General features: G+C 73.7%; 15 protein-coding genes and 1 pseudogene. 10 read left to right on the plus strand and 6 right to left on the minus strand.

The genetic code is table 11. The features are described from left to right. Positions 1-74 precede the first annotated feature (74 nt). Both ACH4LD_RS31215 and ACH4LD_RS31220 read left to right on the plus strand, forming a co-directional pair. Positions 75-557, plus strand: coding sequence for a hypothetical protein (locus ACH4LD_RS31215; protein ID WP_398057440.1), 483 nt, complete (start codon positions 75-77; stop codon positions 555-557). Positions 558-785: 228 nt separating this feature from the next. Beyond that, complete coding sequence (locus tag ACH4LD_RS31220) at positions 786-1,772, plus strand: SMP-30/gluconolactonase/LRE family protein (protein WP_398057439.1); 987 nt, start codon at positions 786-788, stop codon at positions 1,770-1,772. A 246-nt stretch (positions 1,773-2,018) separates the two neighbouring features. Here the strand turns inward: ACH4LD_RS31220 and ACH4LD_RS31225 are convergent, their stop codons facing one another. From ACH4LD_RS31225 to ACH4LD_RS31250, 6 genes and pseudogenes are all read right to left on the minus strand, one after another. After that, complete coding sequence (locus ACH4LD_RS31225) at positions 2,019-5,393, minus strand: pyruvate carboxylase (RefSeq protein ID WP_398057565.1); 3,375 nt, start codon at positions 5,391-5,393, stop codon at positions 2,019-2,021. Between the two features lie 161 nt (positions 5,394-5,554). After that, on the minus strand, positions 5,555-5,965 hold the full coding sequence (locus ACH4LD_RS31230) for a hypothetical protein (RefSeq protein WP_398057438.1): 411 nt from the start codon (positions 5,963-5,965) through the stop codon (positions 5,555-5,557). Then, positions 5,955-6,338: a hypothetical protein gene (locus tag ACH4LD_RS31235; protein WP_398057437.1), complete on the minus strand. Its 384-nt coding sequence runs from the start codon at positions 6,336-6,338 to the stop codon at positions 5,955-5,957. Before ACH4LD_RS31235 ends, ACH4LD_RS31230 begins: the two co-directional genes overlap by 11 nt. 193 nt (positions 6,339-6,531) lie before the next feature. Next, positions 6,532-7,014 (minus strand): annotated as a pseudogene (locus ACH4LD_RS31240) (LLM class flavin-dependent oxidoreductase); the annotation flags it as partial. Beyond that, a complete protein-coding gene (locus tag ACH4LD_RS31245; RefSeq protein ID WP_398057436.1) occupies positions 6,903-7,184 on the minus strand; it encodes an LLM class flavin-dependent oxidoreductase in 282 nt (93 codons plus the stop codon). The pseudogene ACH4LD_RS31240 and the gene ACH4LD_RS31245, both read right to left, overlap by 112 nt. A gap of 135 nt (positions 7,185-7,319) precedes the next feature. Then, positions 7,320-8,159, minus strand: coding sequence for a hypothetical protein (locus ACH4LD_RS31250; protein ID WP_398057435.1), 840 nt, complete (start codon positions 8,157-8,159; stop codon positions 7,320-7,322). 467 nt (positions 8,160-8,626) lie between these two features. Here ACH4LD_RS31250 and ACH4LD_RS31255 point away from each other — a divergent pair, with 467 nt between their 5' ends. The 8 genes from ACH4LD_RS31255 (at position 8,627) to ACH4LD_RS31290 (ending at position 17,661) form a co-directional block, all read left to right on the plus strand. Continuing rightward, positions 8,627-10,528 (plus strand): ATP-binding protein, encoded by a 1,902-nt coding sequence (locus ACH4LD_RS31255; protein ID WP_398057434.1) that lies wholly within the window; start codon positions 8,627-8,629, stop codon positions 10,526-10,528. Then, on the plus strand, positions 10,525-10,932 hold the full coding sequence (locus ACH4LD_RS31260) for a roadblock/LC7 domain-containing protein (protein ID WP_014676781.1): 408 nt from the start codon (positions 10,525-10,527) through the stop codon (positions 10,930-10,932). Before ACH4LD_RS31255 ends, ACH4LD_RS31260 begins: the two co-directional genes overlap by 4 nt. A gap of 41 nt (positions 10,933-10,973) precedes the next feature. After that, the gene (locus ACH4LD_RS31265; RefSeq protein WP_132785930.1) at positions 10,974-11,321 is read left to right on the plus strand and encodes a DUF742 domain-containing protein; all 348 of its coding nucleotides are present in this window, start codon (positions 10,974-10,976) and stop codon (positions 11,319-11,321) included. After that, positions 11,302-11,940: an ATP/GTP-binding protein gene (locus tag ACH4LD_RS31270; protein WP_258055776.1), complete on the plus strand. Its 639-nt coding sequence runs from the start codon at positions 11,302-11,304 to the stop codon at positions 11,938-11,940. Before ACH4LD_RS31265 ends, ACH4LD_RS31270 begins: the two co-directional genes overlap by 20 nt. Continuing rightward, positions 11,937-13,148: a cytochrome P450 gene (locus tag ACH4LD_RS31275; RefSeq protein WP_398057433.1), complete on the plus strand. Its 1,212-nt coding sequence runs from the start codon at positions 11,937-11,939 to the stop codon at positions 13,146-13,148. Before ACH4LD_RS31270 ends, ACH4LD_RS31275 begins: the two co-directional genes overlap by 4 nt. A gap of 104 nt (positions 13,149-13,252) precedes the next feature. Further along, positions 13,253-14,479 (plus strand): cytochrome P450, encoded by a 1,227-nt coding sequence (locus ACH4LD_RS31280; protein ID WP_398057432.1) that lies wholly within the window; start codon positions 13,253-13,255, stop codon positions 14,477-14,479. 196 nt (positions 14,480-14,675) lie between these two features. Beyond that, positions 14,676-15,665 (plus strand): aldo/keto reductase, encoded by a 990-nt coding sequence (locus ACH4LD_RS31285; RefSeq protein WP_398057431.1) that lies wholly within the window; start codon positions 14,676-14,678, stop codon positions 15,663-15,665. Between the two features lie 661 nt (positions 15,666-16,326). Beyond that, positions 16,327-17,661 carry an MFS transporter gene (locus ACH4LD_RS31290; RefSeq protein ID WP_398057430.1) on the plus strand — a complete coding sequence of 445 codons (1,335 nt, stop codon included), beginning with the start codon at positions 16,327-16,329 and terminating at the stop codon, positions 17,659-17,661. The last annotated feature ends 264 nt before the right edge of the window (positions 17,662-17,925 follow it).

Here is a 17,925-nt window from a genome sequence, read left to right on the forward strand (position 1 = left end):
ACTGGTGCGAACGGCGGGACGGTCGTAGCGTCGGGTGAACGCGGTCGGACACAGCACGACGGGTGGGAGCGACCATGCGCGGATCAGTGACGGGAACGGCGATCGTCCTCGCGGCGGGAGCCCTGCTGACAGCGGCCATGACCACGGCGACGGCCAGTCCGCCGGTCACGGCCACGACGCAGCCCCGCGCCGGTACGTCGCCGTCCCACACCGGTGCGTCGCCGACGGTCCTGGTCGACTGCCTGTGGAACCGCACCGTCCGCCCCGGCGACTTCATCCTGGCCTGCGGCGACGGAAACAGCCGCCTCGCCGGACTCCACTGGACCAAGTGGAGTCCGGAGGGGGCGGTCGCCGAAGGCATGAACATGGTCAACGACTGCAAGCCGTACTGCGCGGCCGGCTCCTTCCACGCGTACCCGGTGACCGTCCGGCTCGACGGCCGCGAGCCCTGGAAGAAGCACCCTGACGTGCAGCGCTACAGCCGGATCAGCCTTACCTACCAGGAGGGCCGTCCGGAGGGCTTCAAGCAGGTCATGACGTATCCGCTCTGGGACTGACAGGGCCCGGGCGGACCGCGGCCGGGCGGTACGTCACCCGGTGTGCCTCGTACGGAGCGTGCGGGCGTGCCTCGTACGGCGACTGCGGGTGTGCCTCGTACGGCGCGTGCCGGTGGTCCGCGCGAGCGATCCCGCGGCCCCGGCTCCCGCCACCGGTGACCCGTCGCCCGCCATGTTGGTGTGACCCCGCACGCCGGCGCTCCCGCGCGCCGACCGAGAAGAGGTCACATGCCCCGCCTCCCCCGCCGCCCGCGTCTGACCGGAGCCGCCGCGGCCGCGCTCGCGCTCGGCCTCGTCGCCGCCGCGCCCGCCACCGGCCATGAGCCCCTCGTCACCGACGCGCGCGTCCTCGCCCACCTCGACCTGGCCGCCGGGCAGACGCCCGAGAACATCGCGCTCGGCCTCGACGGCTCCGCCGACCTGACCTTCGCCTCCGCCCGGCAGATCGCCCACGTCACCGACGACGGCCGCATCCGGACCCGCGCCACCCTGCCGGCCGTCGCGCACGCCCGCACGCCCCTGCTGCACAGCGCCGTGGTCACCGGCATCGCCCGCGCCCACGACGGCACGCTGTACGTCAACTACGCCACCGGCACCAGCGCGACCGGCGTCTGGCGCCTCTCCCCCGGCGACGCGCCGGAGCAGATCGCCGCGCTGCCGGCCGACGGGCTGCCCAACGGGCTGGCCCTCGACGAGCGGCGGGGCGTGCTCTATGTCGCCGACTCGGCACGTGGCACCGTCTGGCGCGTCCCGCAGGCGGGCGGCTCGGCCACGGCGTGGGCGAGGGGCGTGGCGCTCGCTCCGCTCCCGGCGGCGCCGGCGCGCGGCTTCGGCGCCAACGGCGTCAAGGTCCGCCGGGACGCGGTGTGGGTGTCCAACACCGACCGGGGCACGCTGCTGCGCGTCCCCGTGCTCCCGGACGGCGCCGCCGGACCTGTCGAGACCCGGGCCGACGGACTCGCCGGCATCGACGACTTCGCGTTTCCCGGCTCCGGAAGGAGCGTGCTGGCCGCGCTGAACACCGGCAACAGGGTCGTCCTGGTCCGCGCGGACGGCACCGTCACGACCGTGCTCACCGCACGGGACGGTCTGTCCAACCCGACCTCCGTGGCCGTCCGCGGCCGAACCGTGTACGTCCCGAGCGCCGCGTCCACCACCCGGCACGACCCGAACCTCCTCCTCGCCCGCCTGCGCCACCTCATCGGCCGGGGGTAGCGGAGGGGCGGGCAGTGCCGGGCCCGACTCGCGGTGGACCAGTGCCGGGTTCGACTCGACGCCCTGCACCCCGCCCGCGCCCGGACAGCGGCGCCCGCTGGCAGCCAGGCGTGGGAAGCCGTCTGCCGACGGTCACCCCCGTGCGGCTCTGCCCCCCAGTGCCCGGCGTTCGGCCCCCGGCCGGCCACCCGCCGGGGACCCCGCCGGCCGGGGCGGCCGGGGCGGCGGGGTCCAAGGTCGGTGGTGTCAGGTCAGCTCCGCCAGGAGGTCGCCGCCCTCCACCTGCTGGATGCGGTTGATGGCGAGGCGGGAGACACGGCCCGCCTTGGGGGCCGTGATCGTGGCTTCCATCTTCATGGCCTCGATGGTGGCGATCGTGGCACCCGCCGCCACCTCGTCGCCCTCGGCGACGGCCAGGGTCACCACACCGGCGAAGGGTGCCGCGACATGGCCCGGGTCGGTGCGGTCGGCCTTCTCCGTGACCGGGATGTCGGAGGCCGCCGCACGGTCACGGACCTGGATGGGCCGCAGCTGGCCGTTGAGCGTGGACATCACGGTCCGCATACCGCGCTCGTCGGCCTCGCCGATCGCCTGGAGCTCGATCAGCAGCCGGACGCCGGGCTCCAGGTCGACGGCGTACTCCTTGGCCGGGCGCAGGCCGTAGAAGAACGCCTTGCTGTCGAGGACGCTGGTGTCGCCGAAGGACTGGCGGTGCGTCTCGAACTCGCGGGTCGGGCCGGGGAACAGCAGCCGGTTGAGGGTGGCCCGCCGGTCCTTCGCCAGCCCCTCACGGTCCTCGGCGGACAGCTCGGGCACGGGCTTGGGCGCCGCCCGGCCCTGGAGCGCCTTGGTGCGGAACGGCTCGGGCCAGCCGCCGGGCGGTGTGCCCAGCTCGCCTCGCAGGAAGCCGATCACCGAGTCCGGGATGTCGAACTTGTCGGGGGTCGCCTCGAACGCGTCCGGGGAGACCCCGGCGCCCACCAGGTGCAGGGCCAGGTCCCCGACGACCTTGGAGGACGGGGTGACCTTGACCAGCCGGCCGAGGATGCGGTCGGCGGCGGCGTACATCGCCTCGATGTCCTCGAAGCGGTCGCCGAGGCCGAGGGCGACGGCCTGGGTGCGCAGGTTGGACAGCTGGCCGCCGGGGATCTCGTGGTGGTAGACGCGCCCGGTCGGGGAGGCGAGGCCGGCTTCGAACGGGGCGTAGACCTTCCGGACGCCCTCCCAGTACGGCTCCAGGTCGCCGACCGCCTGGAGGTCCAGGCCGGTGGGCCGGTCGGAGTGGTCGGTGGCGGCGACGATCGCGGACAGCGACGGCTGCGAGGTCGTACCGGCCATGGAGGCCACCGCGCCGTCGACGGCGTCGGCGCCGGCCTGGACCGCGGCGAGGTAGGTGGCGAGCTGACCGCCGGCGGTGTCGTGCGTGTGCAGGTGCACGGGCAGGTCGAACTCGCGGCGCAGCGCCGAGACGAGCCGGGCGGCGGCCGGGGCGCGCAGCAGGCCGGCCATGTCCTTGACGGCGAGGACGTGGGCGCCGGCCTCGACGATCTGCTCGGCGAGGCGCAGGTAGTAGTCGAGGGTGTAGAGGCGCTCCGACGGGTCGCTGAGGTCCGCCGTGTAGCAGAGGGCGACCTCGGCGATCGCGGTGCCCGTCTCGCGTACGGCGTCGATGGCGGGCCGCATCTGGCCGACGTCGTTGAGGGCGTCGAAGATGCGGAAGATGTCGATGCCGGTGGCGGCGGCCTCCTGCACGAAGGCGTCGGTCACCTCGGTCGGGTACGGCGTGTAGCCGACGGTGTTGCGGCCGCGCAGCAGCATCTGGAGGCAGATGTTGGGGACGGCCTCGCGCAGGGCGGCCAGCCGCTCCCAGGGGTCCTCGGCGAGGAAGCGCAGGGCGACGTCGTAGGTGGCGCCGCCCCAGCACTCCAGGGACAGCAGCTGCGGGAGGGTGCGGGCGACGACCGGGGCGACGGCGAGGAGGTCCCTGGTGCGCACCCGGGTGGCGAGCAGGGACTGGTGGGCGTCGCGGAAGGTGGTGTCGGTGACGCCGATGGTCGGCGACTCGCGCAGGTGCCGGGCGAAGCCTTCGGGGCCGAGGTCCACGAGGAGCTGGCGGGAGCCGGCGGGCGGTTCGCCGGCGGGCAGCGGCGGCAGCTTGGTCAGCGGGTCGAGCAGGTCGGGCCGCCGGCCGTGCGGCTGGTTGACCGTCACGTCGGCGAGGTAGGTGAGCAGCTTGGTGCCGCGGTCGGCGGAGGAGCGGGCGGTGAGCAGGTGCGGGCGCTGCTCGATGAAGGAGGTGGTGACCCGGCCGGCCTGGAAGTCGGGGTCGTCGAGGACCGCCTGGAGGAAGGGGATGTTGGTGGCCACGCCACGGATGCGGAACTCGGCGACCGCGCGCCGGGCCCGGCCGATGGCCGCCTGGAAGTCGCGGCCCCGGCAGGTGAGCTTGACCAGCATCGAGTCGAAGTGCGCGCTGATCTCCGTGCCGGCGTGGGTGGTGCCGCCGTCGAGGCGGATGCCGGAGCCGCCCGGGGAGCGGTAGGCGCTGATCCGGCCGGTGTCCGGGCGGAAGCCGTTGGCGGGGTCCTCGGTGGTGATGCGGCACTGGAGGGCGGCGCCGCGCAGGGTGACCGTGTCCTGGGAGAGGCCGAGGCCGGCGAGGGTCTCGCCGGAGGCGATCCGCATCTGGGCCTGGACCAGGTCGACGTCGGTGACCTCCTCGGTGACGGTGTGCTCGACCTGGATGCGCGGGTTCATCTCGATGAACACGTGGTTGCCGTCGCGGTCGAGCAGGAACTCGACCGTGCCGGCGTTGCGGTAGCCGATCTCGCGGGCGAAGCGGACGGCGTCGGCGCAGATCCGGTCGCGCAGCTCCGGGTCCAGGTTGGGCGCGGGGGCCAGCTCGATGACCTTCTGGTGGCGGCGCTGCACCGAGCAGTCCCGCTCGAAGAGGTGGATGACGTTGCCCTCGCCGTCGGCGAGGATCTGCACCTCGATGTGGCGGGGCTCCACGACGGCCTTCTCCAGGAAGACGGTCGGGTCGCCGAACGCGGAGGCGGCCTCGCGGGAGGCGGCCTCGATGGACTCGCGGAGCTGGGCCGGGTCCTCCACGCGGCGCATGCCGCGCCCGCCGCCGCCGGCGACCGCCTTGACGAAGACGGGGAAGCCGATCTCCTCGGCGGCGCGCACCAGTTCGTCCACGTCGGTGGAGGGCTGGGAGGAGCCGAGAACGGGTACGCCCGCGGCGCGGGCGGCGGCGACCGCGCGGGCCTTGTTGCCGGTCAGCTCCAGGGTGGCCGCGCTGGGGCCGACGAAGGTGATGCCGGCTTCCTCGCAGGCGCGGGCCAGTTCGGGGTTCTCGGACAGGAAGCCGTACCCCGGGTAGACGGCGTCGGCGCCCGCCCGGCGGGCGGCGCCCACGATCTCCTCGACGGAGAGGTAGGCCCGCACCGGGTGCCCCGGCTCCCCGATCTCGTACGCCTCGTCGGCCTTCAGCCGGTGCAGCGAGTTGCGGTCCTCGTGCGGGAACACGGCGACGGTGCGCGCGCCGAGTTCGTAGCCCGCCCGGAACGCGCGGATCGCGATCTCTCCACGGTTGGCGACCAGCACCTTGCGGAACATCATGGATTCCCTTCAGCTGCCTGCCGGCGACGAACACCCTGGTGTCAGCCACGCCTGCCGTACTCGCGGCCACCCTAGGGGGTGCCCGCACGGGTCGATGTGCGAAAACCATCACACTGACGGGGTGGGCGGCGCCACACGGGCGCGCCGGGCCGGGCGGGTCAGAAGCGGCAGCGCAGTCCCCCGGGGAAGGCCGGCGGGGGCGGAGCGGATGAATCGACCACGGGCGCGGGGGTGAGCGCGGCGACCGCCCACAGCTGGGCGAGGCACTCGCCGAGGTGGAACTCCGCGTCGAACCCGGCCCGGTGCTCGGGCGGGGCGGGCGGCAGGAGCACCAGCGGGACCGCCGGGTCGACGGTCGCCGTGCCCGCGCGGGCGGTGACGGTGAACAGCTGGGCCGCGTCGAACACGTCGAGCACGGCGACGGAGCGGCCCTGCTCGGTGACGTAGGCGGCGAGTTCGACGGCGACGGGGTCCCGGGGGTCGGCGATGACGACCAGGTCGGCGGGGGCGTCCGGCGCGGGTGTCGTCCCGGCGCTGGACGGCGCTCTCGTTGCGGTGTCAGATGACAAGGCCGCGCTCCCTGAGGAAGCGGCTCGCCCGGGAGGCGCGCAGCACGGTGAGGACGTCGTCGCAGCCGGCGTCGGTGCCGGCCGCCATGGTCTCGGTCCGCTCCGCGGGGCGCGCGGTGAGCGGGACGGCGGACCCGGTGGGCGTCCAGGCGCCGTCGGTGACGTCCTTGGAGTCCTTGAAGTCCTTGGAGCTCTTGGCGTGCGGTCCCGGTGTGCCGTCCCCCGTCGCGGTTGCGGGGGCCGGTGTGCCGTCCTCCATCGCGGGTGCGGGGTCCGTCACGGGCGTGGGCCGGCGCAGGGCGGCGAGCAGGTCCCGGCGGTGGGCCGCCTTGAGGAACGGCATCACCCTGGTTTCGTCGATCGTCCAGGTCATCGAACGGGTTCCTCCTCGGGTTGACGTTGCAGACGAGGTGGTCGACGCCGAGATCGCGGTAGCCGGCGAGGCCGGCGGCCAGGTCGGCGGGGGTGCCGCCGAGGACGGGCCGCCGTGGGTCCGGCGGTTCCGCGCGGGCGGTGGGTACGACGTTCACTCCGGCGGTGATCCGCAGGGTGGCCGGGTCGCGGCCGGCGGCGGCGCAGGCCTCGCGCACGGTGTGCAGCGCGGGTGCGAAGCCGGCCGGGTCCCCGAACCAGCAGCCGTTCCACAGGTCGGCGTGGCGGGCGGTGGCCCGGAGCATGCGGGGGCCGGTGCCGCCGATCAGCAGGGGCGGGCCGTCCGGCCGCACCCCGCGCGGACAAAGTTCGCCGCCGTGGGCCCAGGAGTAACGGCCGTCGAATTCCGCCTTTTCGGTGCGCAGCAGTGACGCGATGATGTGCACGGCTTCCTCGAAGCGGGCCACGCGGTGATCGAAATCGATGCCGAACGCCTCGAATTCCGGCCGGTGCCAGCCCGCGCCCAGTCCGAGAATGAGCCGGCCATTGCTGATCGAGTCGAGCGTCACCGCCATTTTCGCAAGGACGGCGGGATTCCGGAAAGCGGTGCACAGGACGAGCAATCCGATTGAATACGTGAGGTGGCCTCGGCGAGCGCGCTGAGGGTGATCCAGCATTCCCAGATGCCCTCGACCGGCTCGCCGTCCTCACGGAAGAGCAGGTGGTCGAAGCACCAGAGGGAGTCGAAACCGGCCGCTTCCGCCTCTCGGGCGAGCGCTCTCACCTCTTCGTAGGAGGGCTGTTTTCCGGGATATTCCGCCAGTGGCAGAGGGACGCCGACCTTCATGGCCCCCGCCCCCGAACCGTGAATGGGGTCACCGTGGGCAACGGCGTGAGCGTAGCAGTGGGAGTTCCGAGATCTCCATGCCCGGAAGTCGGGATATTTCCCGGGAAGGGTTTCTGCCGATTCGGTCGAGGCGGACTAGCGTTCGAGGAAATGCGACGGGACCTTCGAATGGGTGTTTCCGGGGCACTCGGCCGTCAGGGTGGGACCGGGGGCGGGCGGGGCTGTGCGCGAGGGCCGTCGACGCATGGGCCAGCGGGACCGCAGGGGGGAGCGGAACCGCTCCCCCCGGCCGTGCAGCAGGCCGAGGACGATCGCCGCGGCCACCGCGATCAGATGCTCGCGGCCGGCCAGGTTGGGAACGGCGATGGACTCCCACACCATCGAGCCGCCGGTCAGCGTGAACACCACGGGCGCGCGCCGGACCACCGAGAGATAGGTGAACAGGCCGACCACGGCCGCGGAGGGCCCGGTGTCCAGGACCCGCCCGGCCTCGGGCGGCAGCCCGAACCCCCACCAGCCGGGCCCCAGCGCGATCATCAGGCGGGCGGTGAGGGTGCCGGCCAGGGTGGTGGCGTAGGCGATCATCAGGGTGCGGGCCCGGCCCAGGGCCAGTTCGGCGAGGGCGAAGGCGAGGAACAGCTGGGTGATGCCCGCCCAGACCGGCAGGTCGAGCGCGGGGACGTACAGCGACACGGGGGTACGCAGCAGGGACAGCCACAGCGGCAGCTCGGCCCGGACCCCGCCGAGCCGCTCCACCCACAGCGCTCCCGTGGGGTGCTGGGCGATGTCGTGGAAGAAGATGACGCCGAACGCGGCGACGAAGGCCAGCAGCAGCCCGGACAGTCCGCGCCGCACGAGCCGCCGCACCGGGTCGACGACGATGGCGTGCCACTCGCCCGACAGGGTCCGCCCGGTGAACCGGGCGAGCCGCGCGAGCGGCGGGCGGACTCGCGGGGTGCGCCCTTCAGCGGTCATGAGGCACGGCAGCCCGTCGCCGTCGGGTCCCCCGTCACGCGCATCGCCCCCTTCGCCTCGCTCCCGGCGGTCCGACCGTGCGAGGCGTTTCGTCCGTCATCCGTCCACTTCAGGCGCCATCGTACGGATGTACGGAACGCTCCGGTCCGACCCGCCCCTCCGTGCAGTCCAGCGAGCCCGGAGGCGGGCGTCAAGATCCGCCGCGGGGGCACGCCGGTGTGGGAAGACCCACAGGCGTACGGCGCCGAAAACAGGGGCCGGGAGGCAACCGGCACACCCGTGGAACCGTCCTCGGATACAGGCATGTCCGGGGCCGCGGTCCGGAACGAACACGGAACCTTTCTGTTTCGATCACGAACTCTCGTATAGTGACCGCCAGTTCACCACCGGTGTCACGTCGCACCACTCGATGTTCCTGCCAGTCCCGCCCAGCCTGCCGTCTCCGCCGCAAGGATCAGACCGGACCGATGACCGCGCCCACGCATCCCGGCGACCGACCTTCCCTCCGTACGTTCGTCTCCGCCCTCGCCGTGACCGGTGTGCTGTCGGCGCTCGTGGTCTGCGCGGCCGTGGCGGCGGCGCCGGACTCGGTGCGCACCCCGCTCGCCGCGGGCGCCGGCGCGGCCGCGATCGTGCTCAGCGCGGCGGTGGCCACGGCCGCGCACGCCCTGCGGACCGCGCGCGGCACCCGGCGCCGGCTGGAGAGCGTCACCCAGGACGTCGGACGGCTGCTCCAGCAGCAGGCCCGTACGGCCGAGGAGGCGCGCCGGGAGCAGCAGCGGCTCATCGACGAACTCGCTCAGCAGCGCACCGAGTTCACGGATTCGTTCGCGGCCGAACGCGCACGTCTGGAAGAGGACGGCGCGCGGGAGCTGGACCGGCTCGCGAAGGAGAACGCCCGTCTCTCGGACGAGTTGGAGCGTGCCCGGCGCGAGCGGGCGGCCGCGGTCGCCGCGACCTCCAACGCCGCCGCCCGGATGCAGGCGCTCGCCACCGCGACCCTCGCCGACCTGCGGGCGATGGAGGACCGGCACACCGACGAGGACGTGCTGGCCGACCTGCTCCATCTCGACCACCGCACCGCCCAGGCCGGCCGGCTCGCGGACTCCGTCGCCGTGCTCACCGGGGCGCGTTCGGGCCGCCGCTGGGCACGGCCGATCGGGATGGAGTCGATCCTGCGCGGCGCGATGGGCCGGATCGCCGGGTACCGGCGGGTGCGGGTGCACTCGGTCAGCGAGGCCGCCGTCGCCGGGCACGCCGCCGAGGGCGTGATGCACGCGCTCGCCGAACTCCTCGACAACGCCGCGAACTTCTCGCCGCCGACCGCCGAGGTCCACGTCTACGTGGAGGAGGTGCCGGCCGGGGTCATCGTGTCCGTGGAGGACAGCGGGCTGGTGATGGGCGAGGTGCAGCTGCGCCGCGCCGAGCGGGCGGTCTCCGGTGACGTCTCCGAGCTGGGCGGTCTGACCGGCACCCGGCTCGGGCTCGCCGTGGTCGGCCGGCTCGCCCGCAAGCACGGGCTCAAGGTGTCGTTCCGGCCGTCGGCGCGCGGTGGCACGGGCGTGCTGCTGCTCATCCCGCAGGAGATCCTGACCAGCCCCGCCTCCGCACCCGCCGAGCCGGCCGCCGCGGCCCCGCGACCGGAGAGCGGCCGGTCCGCGCCGGCAGCGGCCGCCGTGGACCCCGCCGTCGTCCACGAGCCCGCCGGGGCGACGGAGGAGGGCCCGGCCGGTCTGCCCAGGCGTCGCCGGGGCCGCACCCTCGCCCGGGCGGAACGCGCCCGGACGGCGCCGGAAACACCCAAGCCCCGTACGCCCCGGGGGACTTCGGACCACGGCTCCGCGCCGACCTCTGCCGAGCACGGCACCGCGACGGCACCCACCTCTGCCGAGCACGGCACCGCGACGGACACGGCCGAGCTCCGCACGTCACCGGCCGCCCCCGAGCACGACACCGGACCACACGGCACCGCGATGGCGCCCACCTCTGCCGCGCACGGCACCGCAGCGGACGCGGCCGAGCACGACACCGCACCGGACAGCACGCGGCACCGTACGCCACCGGCCGTCGACGTACCCGGCAGCGCCCCGGCCTCCGACGTGGGCAGGACCCGCGCCGCCCGCTTCAGCAGCTTCCGGCAGGCGGTGCGCCCGTCCGCACCGGGCACCCGCCGTACCGACCCCACCGCAGACCGGTCCCGGAACCACACCACCGACCCCTCGCACACCACGGCGCCGGACGAGCGAGCCGCCACCCCGCCCCCGGACGACGGTGTGCCGGCCGGCGACTCCTCGCACGGCGCCGACGACCAGGGCTCCCCCGCCCCCTCTCACCCGCACGCGTACCCGGAAGGCGACACCACTTCATGACCGGCCCGACCACCGCCGACGACAAGCTCACCTGGCTCCTGGAGGGCCTGCTGGAGAGGACCCCGGGTGCCCGGCACGCGCTCGTGCTGTCCCGGGACGGGCTGAAGCTGTGCCGTACGCCGGAGCTGAGCGTCGACCAGGCGGACCAGCTCGCCGCGATCGCCGCCGGCATCCAGTCGCTGTCGCACGGCGCGTCCGTGGAGTTCGGCGACGGCAGCGGCGGTGTGCGTTCGGCGATGACGGAGTTCTACGGCGGTGTGCTGTTCATCGTGGAGGCGGGCGCCGGCGCCCATCTGGCCGTGATCGCCACGGAGGACGCGGACGCCGGCGTCATCGGGCACAACATGAGCGAGCTGGTGGAGCAGCTCGGCGAGCACCTCACCGCTCCGCCCCGCACGTCATGAGCCGACCGGACACGGGCCGGCGGGACCTGGACCGCCCGGGCATCAACCGCCCGGGCCGGGACGACGCCCCCGACCGGCTGTACACCATCACCCAGGGACGCACCCGCACCGACCCCGACAACCCCTTCGACCTGGTCACCCTCGTGGTCGCCGAGTCGGAGCCGGCGGCCGGCATGCAGTCGGAGCACGTGGCGATCCTGGAGCTGACCCGGTTCCCCGCCTCGGTGGCGGAGATCGCCGCCGAACTGCGGCTGCCCGTGGGCATCACCAAGGTGCTGCTGTGCGATCTGCTGGCGGCGGGCCGGGTCAGCGCCCGGCATCCGAGCAGACCGGCCATTACCGATCCCGACATCCTGGAGCAGGTGCTCGTTGGACTCCGCAACCTCTGACGCGCGCACTCCCGCGCGCACCCCGTTGGGTGCCACCGCCGACCAAGGCTTCAAGATCGTGGTCGTGGGCGGTTTCGGCGTCGGCAAGACCACGCTGGTCCGCTCGGTCAGCGAGATCCGCCCCCTCAACACCGAGGAGACGATGACGCAGGCCGGTGCGACGGTGGACGACATCCGCCAGGTGCGCGGCAAGTCCGGCACCACCGTCGCCTTCGACTTCGGCCGGATCAGCCTGGACGCGCGCAATGTGCTGTACCTGTTCGGCGCGCCGGGCCAGGAGCGGTTCTGGTTCCTGTGGGACCGGCTGTTCTCCGGCACGCTCGGGGCGGTCGTCCTGGTGGACACCCGGCGCATCGACGACTCCTGGTACGCCATCGACCGGCTGGAGCACCACGGCACGCCGTTCATCGTGGCCTGCAACGACTTCGGCGGTCCGGTCCGCGCCGGCGCGGACGTCCGCGAGGCTCTCGACCTGGATCCGCAGGTGCCGCTGGTCGACTGCGACGCCCGCTCCCGGGAGTCGGGCAAGCAGGTGCTGATCACGCTGGTGCAGCACGTGAAGAACCGGTACGCCGACCCGTCCGCGCGGACGGTCCTGCCCCGACAGGAGTTCGTGTGAGCACGCCCGACGCCGTCCCGCTGAGCGGACCCCGGTTCCAGACCGAACCGGCCCGTCTGTACCGGGAGATGCGGCGCGACCACGGTGCCGTCGTACCGGTGCTGCTCGACGGCGGCATCCCCGCCTGGCTGGTGCTCGGCTACCGGGAACTGCACCAGGTGACCGGTGACCCGGTGCTGTTCAGCCGGGACTCCGACCTGTGGAACCAGTGGGAGAACATCCCCGCGGACTGGCCGCTGCTGCCGATGATCGGGCACAGGCAGCCGTCGATCCTCTACACGGTCGGCGAACGGCACCGGCAGCGCGCGGCGATGATCAGCAACGCGTTGGAGGAGGTGGACCCGTTCGAACTACGGGCGCACGCCGAGCGGTTCGCGGACGAACTGATCGACGCGCTGTGCTCGGCGGGCGAGGCCGATCTGGTCACGCAGTACGCGATGCTGCTGCCGGTACGGGTCCTGGCCCGGCTGTACGGCTTCCCGGACGAGGACGGTCCGGGCCTGGTCACCGCCCTGAACGACATGATCGACGGGCGGGAGCGGGCACTGGCCGGACAGGCCCATCTGGCCGCGTCCATGGCGCAGTTGCTGGCCGACCGGAAGAAGGAGCCGGCGGCCGACGTGGTCTCCCGGATGCTGGCCGACGAGAGCGGGTTCAGCGACGAGGAGATCGCGCAGGACCTGATGGTGATGATGGCGGCCGGGCACCAGCCGACCGCCGACTGGATCGGCAACTCGCTGCGGCTGATGCTGACCGACGACCGGTTCGCCGCATCCCTGTTCGGCGGGCGCAACAGCGTCGCCGAGGCGATGAACGAGGTGCTGTGGGAGGACACGCCGACGCAGAACGTGGCGGGCCGCTGGGCCGCCCGCGACACGCACCTCGGTGGCCGGCGCGTCAAGGCCGGTGATCTGCTGCTGCTCGGTCTGCAAGGGGCCAACTCCGACCCGCAGGTGCGGACCGACGCCTCCGCGTTGACCGGCGGCAACAACGCGCACTTCTCCTTCGGCCACGGCGAGCACCGCTGCCCGTTCCCCGCGCAGGAGATCGCCGAGGTGATCGCCCGGACCGGTATCGAGGTGGTCCTGGACCGGCTCCCGGACATCGATCTGGCGGTGCCCGCGGAGTCCCTCACGCGCCGGCCCTCGCCCTGGCTCAGGGGGCTGTCCGGGCTGCCCGTCCGGTTCAGCCCCGTACCCGCCCGCTGACCCGCGCCTCGGCCGACCCGCTGTCCCGCCGCCGGCCCGGGGGCCGTCCCCGGACCGGCGCCGTACCCGCCGTACCCGACCCCTGCCCTGGGAGGCACGTCACGATGACGACCGGTACCGAAGCACCCCGCATCGCCCTCGATCCCTTCGTCACCGACCTGGAGGCCGAGAGCGCGGCGCTGCGCGCGGCCGGCCCGCTCGCCGCCGTGGAACTGCCGGGCGGTGTCCCGGTGTGGGCCGTCACCCACCACGCCGAGGCCAAGGCGCTGCTCACCGACCCCCGGCTGGTGAAGGACATCAACGTCTGGGGCGCGTGGCGGCGCGGTGAGATACCCGCGGACTGGCCGCTGATCGGCCTCGCCAACCCGGGCCGCTCGATGCTCACGGTGGACGGCGCCGACCACCGCCGGCTGCGCACGCTGGTCGCGCAGGCGCTCACCCCGCGCCGGGTGGAGCGGATGCGGGAGCGGATCGAGAAGCTCACCCAGGACCTGCTGGACGCGCTGCCGGCGGACGGCGGGACCGTCGATCTGAAGGCGGCCTTCGCCTACCCGCTGCCGATGTACGTCATCGCCGACCTGATGGGCATCGACGAGGGCCTGCTGCCCCGGCTGAAGGTGCTGTTCGAGAAGTTCTTCTCCACGCAGACCCCGCCGGAGGAGGTCGTCGCCACCCTCACGGAGCTGGCGCAGATCATGGCGCAGACGGTGTCGGCCAAGCGGGCCGCGCCGGGCGACGACCTGACCAGCGCGCTGATCCTCGCCTCGGAGGACGGCGACCACCTCACGGACGAGGAGATCGTCTCCACCCTCCAGCTCATGGTGGCGGCGGGCCACGAGACCACGATCTCGCTGATCGTCAACGCCGTGGTCAATCTGTCCACCCACCCCGAGCAGCGCGCCCTCGTGCTGTCGGGCCGGGCCGACTGGTCGGCGGTCATCGAGGAGACACTCCGCTACTCCACCCCCACCTCCCACGTCCTGATCCGCTTCGCGACCGAGGACGTACCGGTCGGTGACGAGGTGATCCCGGCCGGGGACGCGCTGATCGTGTCGTACGGCGCGATCGGCCGCGACGAGGGTGCCCACGGCCCGACCGCCGGAGAGTTCGACATCACCCGTGACACCAGGAACCGGCACATCTCCTTCGGCCACGGCCCGCACGTGTGCCCCGGCGCCGCCCTGTCGCGTCTGGAGGCGGGCGTCGCCCTGCCCGCGCTGTACGCCCGCTTCCCCGGCCTGGAGCTCGCGGTCCCCGCGACCGAGCTGCGCAACAAGCCGGTGGTCACCCAGAACGACCTCTTCGAGCTGCCGGTACGGCTGAACCCGTAACGCCCCGGAACACCGTCCCGCCCCGGCCCGGCTTGACTTGGAGAGCGCTCCAGCTCGTAGCGTCACACAGCGCCGGTGCGCGTGCCGGCACCCGGCTCCCCCACGGGATGCCGGGTGCCGGATTCCGTCGCTAGATGGAAGAAGGCCCTCGCGCCCGGAGAACGACCGTCGAGTGCACGAAAGGCTGTGACCCCACATGCACAAGCGCAGGCTGCGGGACCTCCAGGTATCGGCCATCGGGCTCGGATGCATGGGGATGTCCGCCTTCTACGGCTCCACCGACCAGGAGGAGGGCATCGCGACCATCCGGCGCGCCCTCGAACTCGGCATCGACTTCCTCGACACCGCGCAGGTGTACGGGCCGCTCACCAACGAGTCGCTCGTCGGTGAGGCGATCAGGGGCCACCGCGACGAGTACGTCATCGCCACGAAGTTCAACTACCGGATGGACGACGCCGTCCCCGGTGACATGAGCACGGTCGGCCGGCAGGACGGCTCGGCCGAGCACGTGCGCAGCTCGGTGCACGGCTCGCTCCAGCGGCTGGGCACCGACCGCATCGACCTGTACTACCAGCACCGGGTCGACCCGAACGTGCCCATCGAGGAGACGGTCGGCGCGCTGGGCGAGCTGGTCGCCGAGGGCAAGGTGCGGTACATCGGGCTGAGCGAGGCGAGCGCCGAGACCATCCGGCGCGCGCACGCCGTCCACCCGGTCACCGCGGTGCAGAGCGAGTACTCGCTGTGGTCGCGGGACGTGGAGGCCGAGGTGCTGCCCACGTGCCGGGAGCTGGGCATCGGCTTCGTGCCGTACTCGCCGCTCGGCCGGGGTTTCCTCGCGGGCCGCTTCACCTCGCCCGACGAACTGGACGAGAACGACTTCCGGCGCACGAACCCGCGCTTCGCGGACGCCAATCTGGAGGCGAACCTGCGGCTGGCGGAGAAGGTGAAGGAGATCGCCGCCGAGAAGGACGTGACCCCGGCCCAGCTCGCCATCGCGTGGGTGCTGGCCCAGGGCGAGGACCTGGTGCCGATCCCGGGTACCAAGCGCCGTACGTATCTGGAGCAGAACGCCGCCGCGGTGGGCATCGAGCTGACCGAGGACGACCTGGCCCGCATCGACGCGGAGCTGCCCGCGGCGGCGGGTGAGCGGTATGACGAGGCCGGGATGAGGGCCGTCAACCGCTAGCGCGCCCGGGGGAACTCCGCCCGGCGACCGGGGTTCCTCGTGACGGCTCCGACGATGCCTCCCGGGGGCCTTCGGGTTCTGCGGGTCATGGGGGCCGCGGGGGCCGCTTCGCTGTGACGCCGTGACGTGCCGCACGCCACCTCGCAAGCCGGTGGTCGCCGTGGTGGACACGGGCAGGAAGACGGCGCCGGAGCGGCAGCGGCAGTCGGGGGCGCCGCGCGCGGTGGCCGTTCGGTGCCGGTACGCGGTGGCCGGTTCGGGGTTGCCGGTTCACCGCCGGTACGGAGTGGCCTGTCGTGTCGCTACGGGGGAAGCGGCGGCCGGTCGCGCCGGGGCCTGAGCGGGGGTCCGGCGCGGTCGTCCGTCCGTGCCCGTGCATGACCGTGCTCCTCCGGTGGGCCGCTCGGTCGGCCGTCCGCGCTTACCCGGGACGGACAGGTCGAAACCGCCCTGTGAGGAACCCCACGCGCGCCCCAACCACCGTATGTCCGAGGCCGCTTGGCGGATGCCACCGGGTACCGGCGGACGCGGTGGCGTCGACCGTGCCGTCCCGTCTGCCACCATGGTCGGCGCCCTGACCTGGCAGCCCCGGCCGTGCAGCGCTGCCGATCCGACGGGCCCGCCGGTCCTCCTCACTTTCCCGGTTGCCGAGTACCCCGTCGTGTCTTCTGCCCCTGTCCAGCCCCCGTCAGCACCCCTCACCGCCCCGGCCTCGCGTTCGCCGTGGCGATCCCTGCGGCACCGGGGCATGCGCTGGTGGTCGGCCGCGAACTTCGTCTCCAACGCCGGCACGTGGATGCAGCTCACCGTGCAGAACCTGCTCGTGCTGCACATCACGGGCTCGGCGGCGGCGACCGGACTGTCCATGTCCGTCCAGGCGGCGCCCGCGCTGTTCGTGAGCCTGCTCGGCGGCGCGGCCGTGGACCGCTGGCCCCGGAAGCTGACGGTCACCGTCAGTCAGGCCCTGCTCGGCGCGGTCGCCTTCACCACCGCGCTGCTCGTGGCGCTGGACCGGATCGACATGACGGCGCTGCTGGTGCTGGCCGGCGTGACCGGCGTCATCGCCACCGTCGACGGACCGGCCTGTGCCCTGCTCGGCAACGATCTCGTGCCGGTGGAGGACGTGCCGTCCGCGATCGGGGTGGGTGCGCTGGTGCACAGCGCGGGCCGGCTGGCCGGCACGGCCCTGGCCGGGGTCACCGTCGGGTTCCTCGGGACGTCCGCCGCGTACGCAGCGAACGGGTTGTCGTTCCTGTTCGTGGCCGCGGTGGTGCCGTTCCTGCGGCCGGTGCCCGGGGCCGCCGGGGAGCCGGCGGCCGGGGCGCGGGCGGTTCCGGCGCGCGCGGGCATGACCGTACGGGAGGGGCTGTCCTTCTTCGCGCGCAGGCCCCGCCTGGTCGCGCTCGCGGGCATCACCGGGCTCAGCTCCGTCTTCGGGCGCAACTACGGCCTGACCCTCGCCGTCCTCGTCACCGGACCTCTGGCCGGCGGCGCCGGGGCGTTCGGCACGGTGTCCACGGTGCTCGCCGTCGGCGGCATCCTCGGCGCCGTCCTCGGCGCCCGGCTGCGCAGGCCGTCCGTGCGGACCGTGGGTCTGCTCGCGGCGGGGGGCGCGCTGCTCCAGGTGGTGGCGGGCCTGTCGCCGTCGCTGGCCGTGCTGCTGGTGCTGGTGCTGCCGATGGCGATCGTGGAGTCCGTCTCCGACACCGCCGGCACGGCCGTGCTCCAGACCGATCCGCCGCCGCATCTGCGGGGCCGGGTGCTCGGCGTGTGGAGCAGCGTCGGCACGGTGTGGAGCCTCGGCGGTCCGCCGCTGCTGGGCCTGCTCATGGAGTGGGCCGGCGCACGCGGCGCGCTGGTGGCCGGCGGCCTCCTCATCGCCGGGTCCATCGGCGCGGGCCTGCTGCTGCGCCGCCGCTGCGAACCGGTGCAGCTGAACCTGCCCGCTAAGGACGGCGACGTCACCGACCGCGAGGCACTGAGCACGGCGGCGTGACACCCCCGGGGGCACGGCGCGGGCCGACGGGCCGTACCCGGGGACCATCCGCACCGGACCCCAGCCCCGCCGACCGTCCGCCCCACCAGGCACCCGCCGCACCGGGCATCAGCCGCGACCAACCGGTACGGCTCACACTCCCCACGGAGGACGGCGACACCACCGGCAGCGAGGCACTGAGCACGGCGGCGTGACACCCCCGGGGGCACGGCGCGGGCCGACGGGCCGTACCCGGGGACCATCCGCACCGGACCCCAGCCCCGC

Source organism: Streptomyces sp. NPDC017676 (assembly GCF_044329325.1).
Taxonomy (GTDB): Bacteria; Actinomycetota; Actinomycetes; order Streptomycetales; family Streptomycetaceae; genus Streptomyces.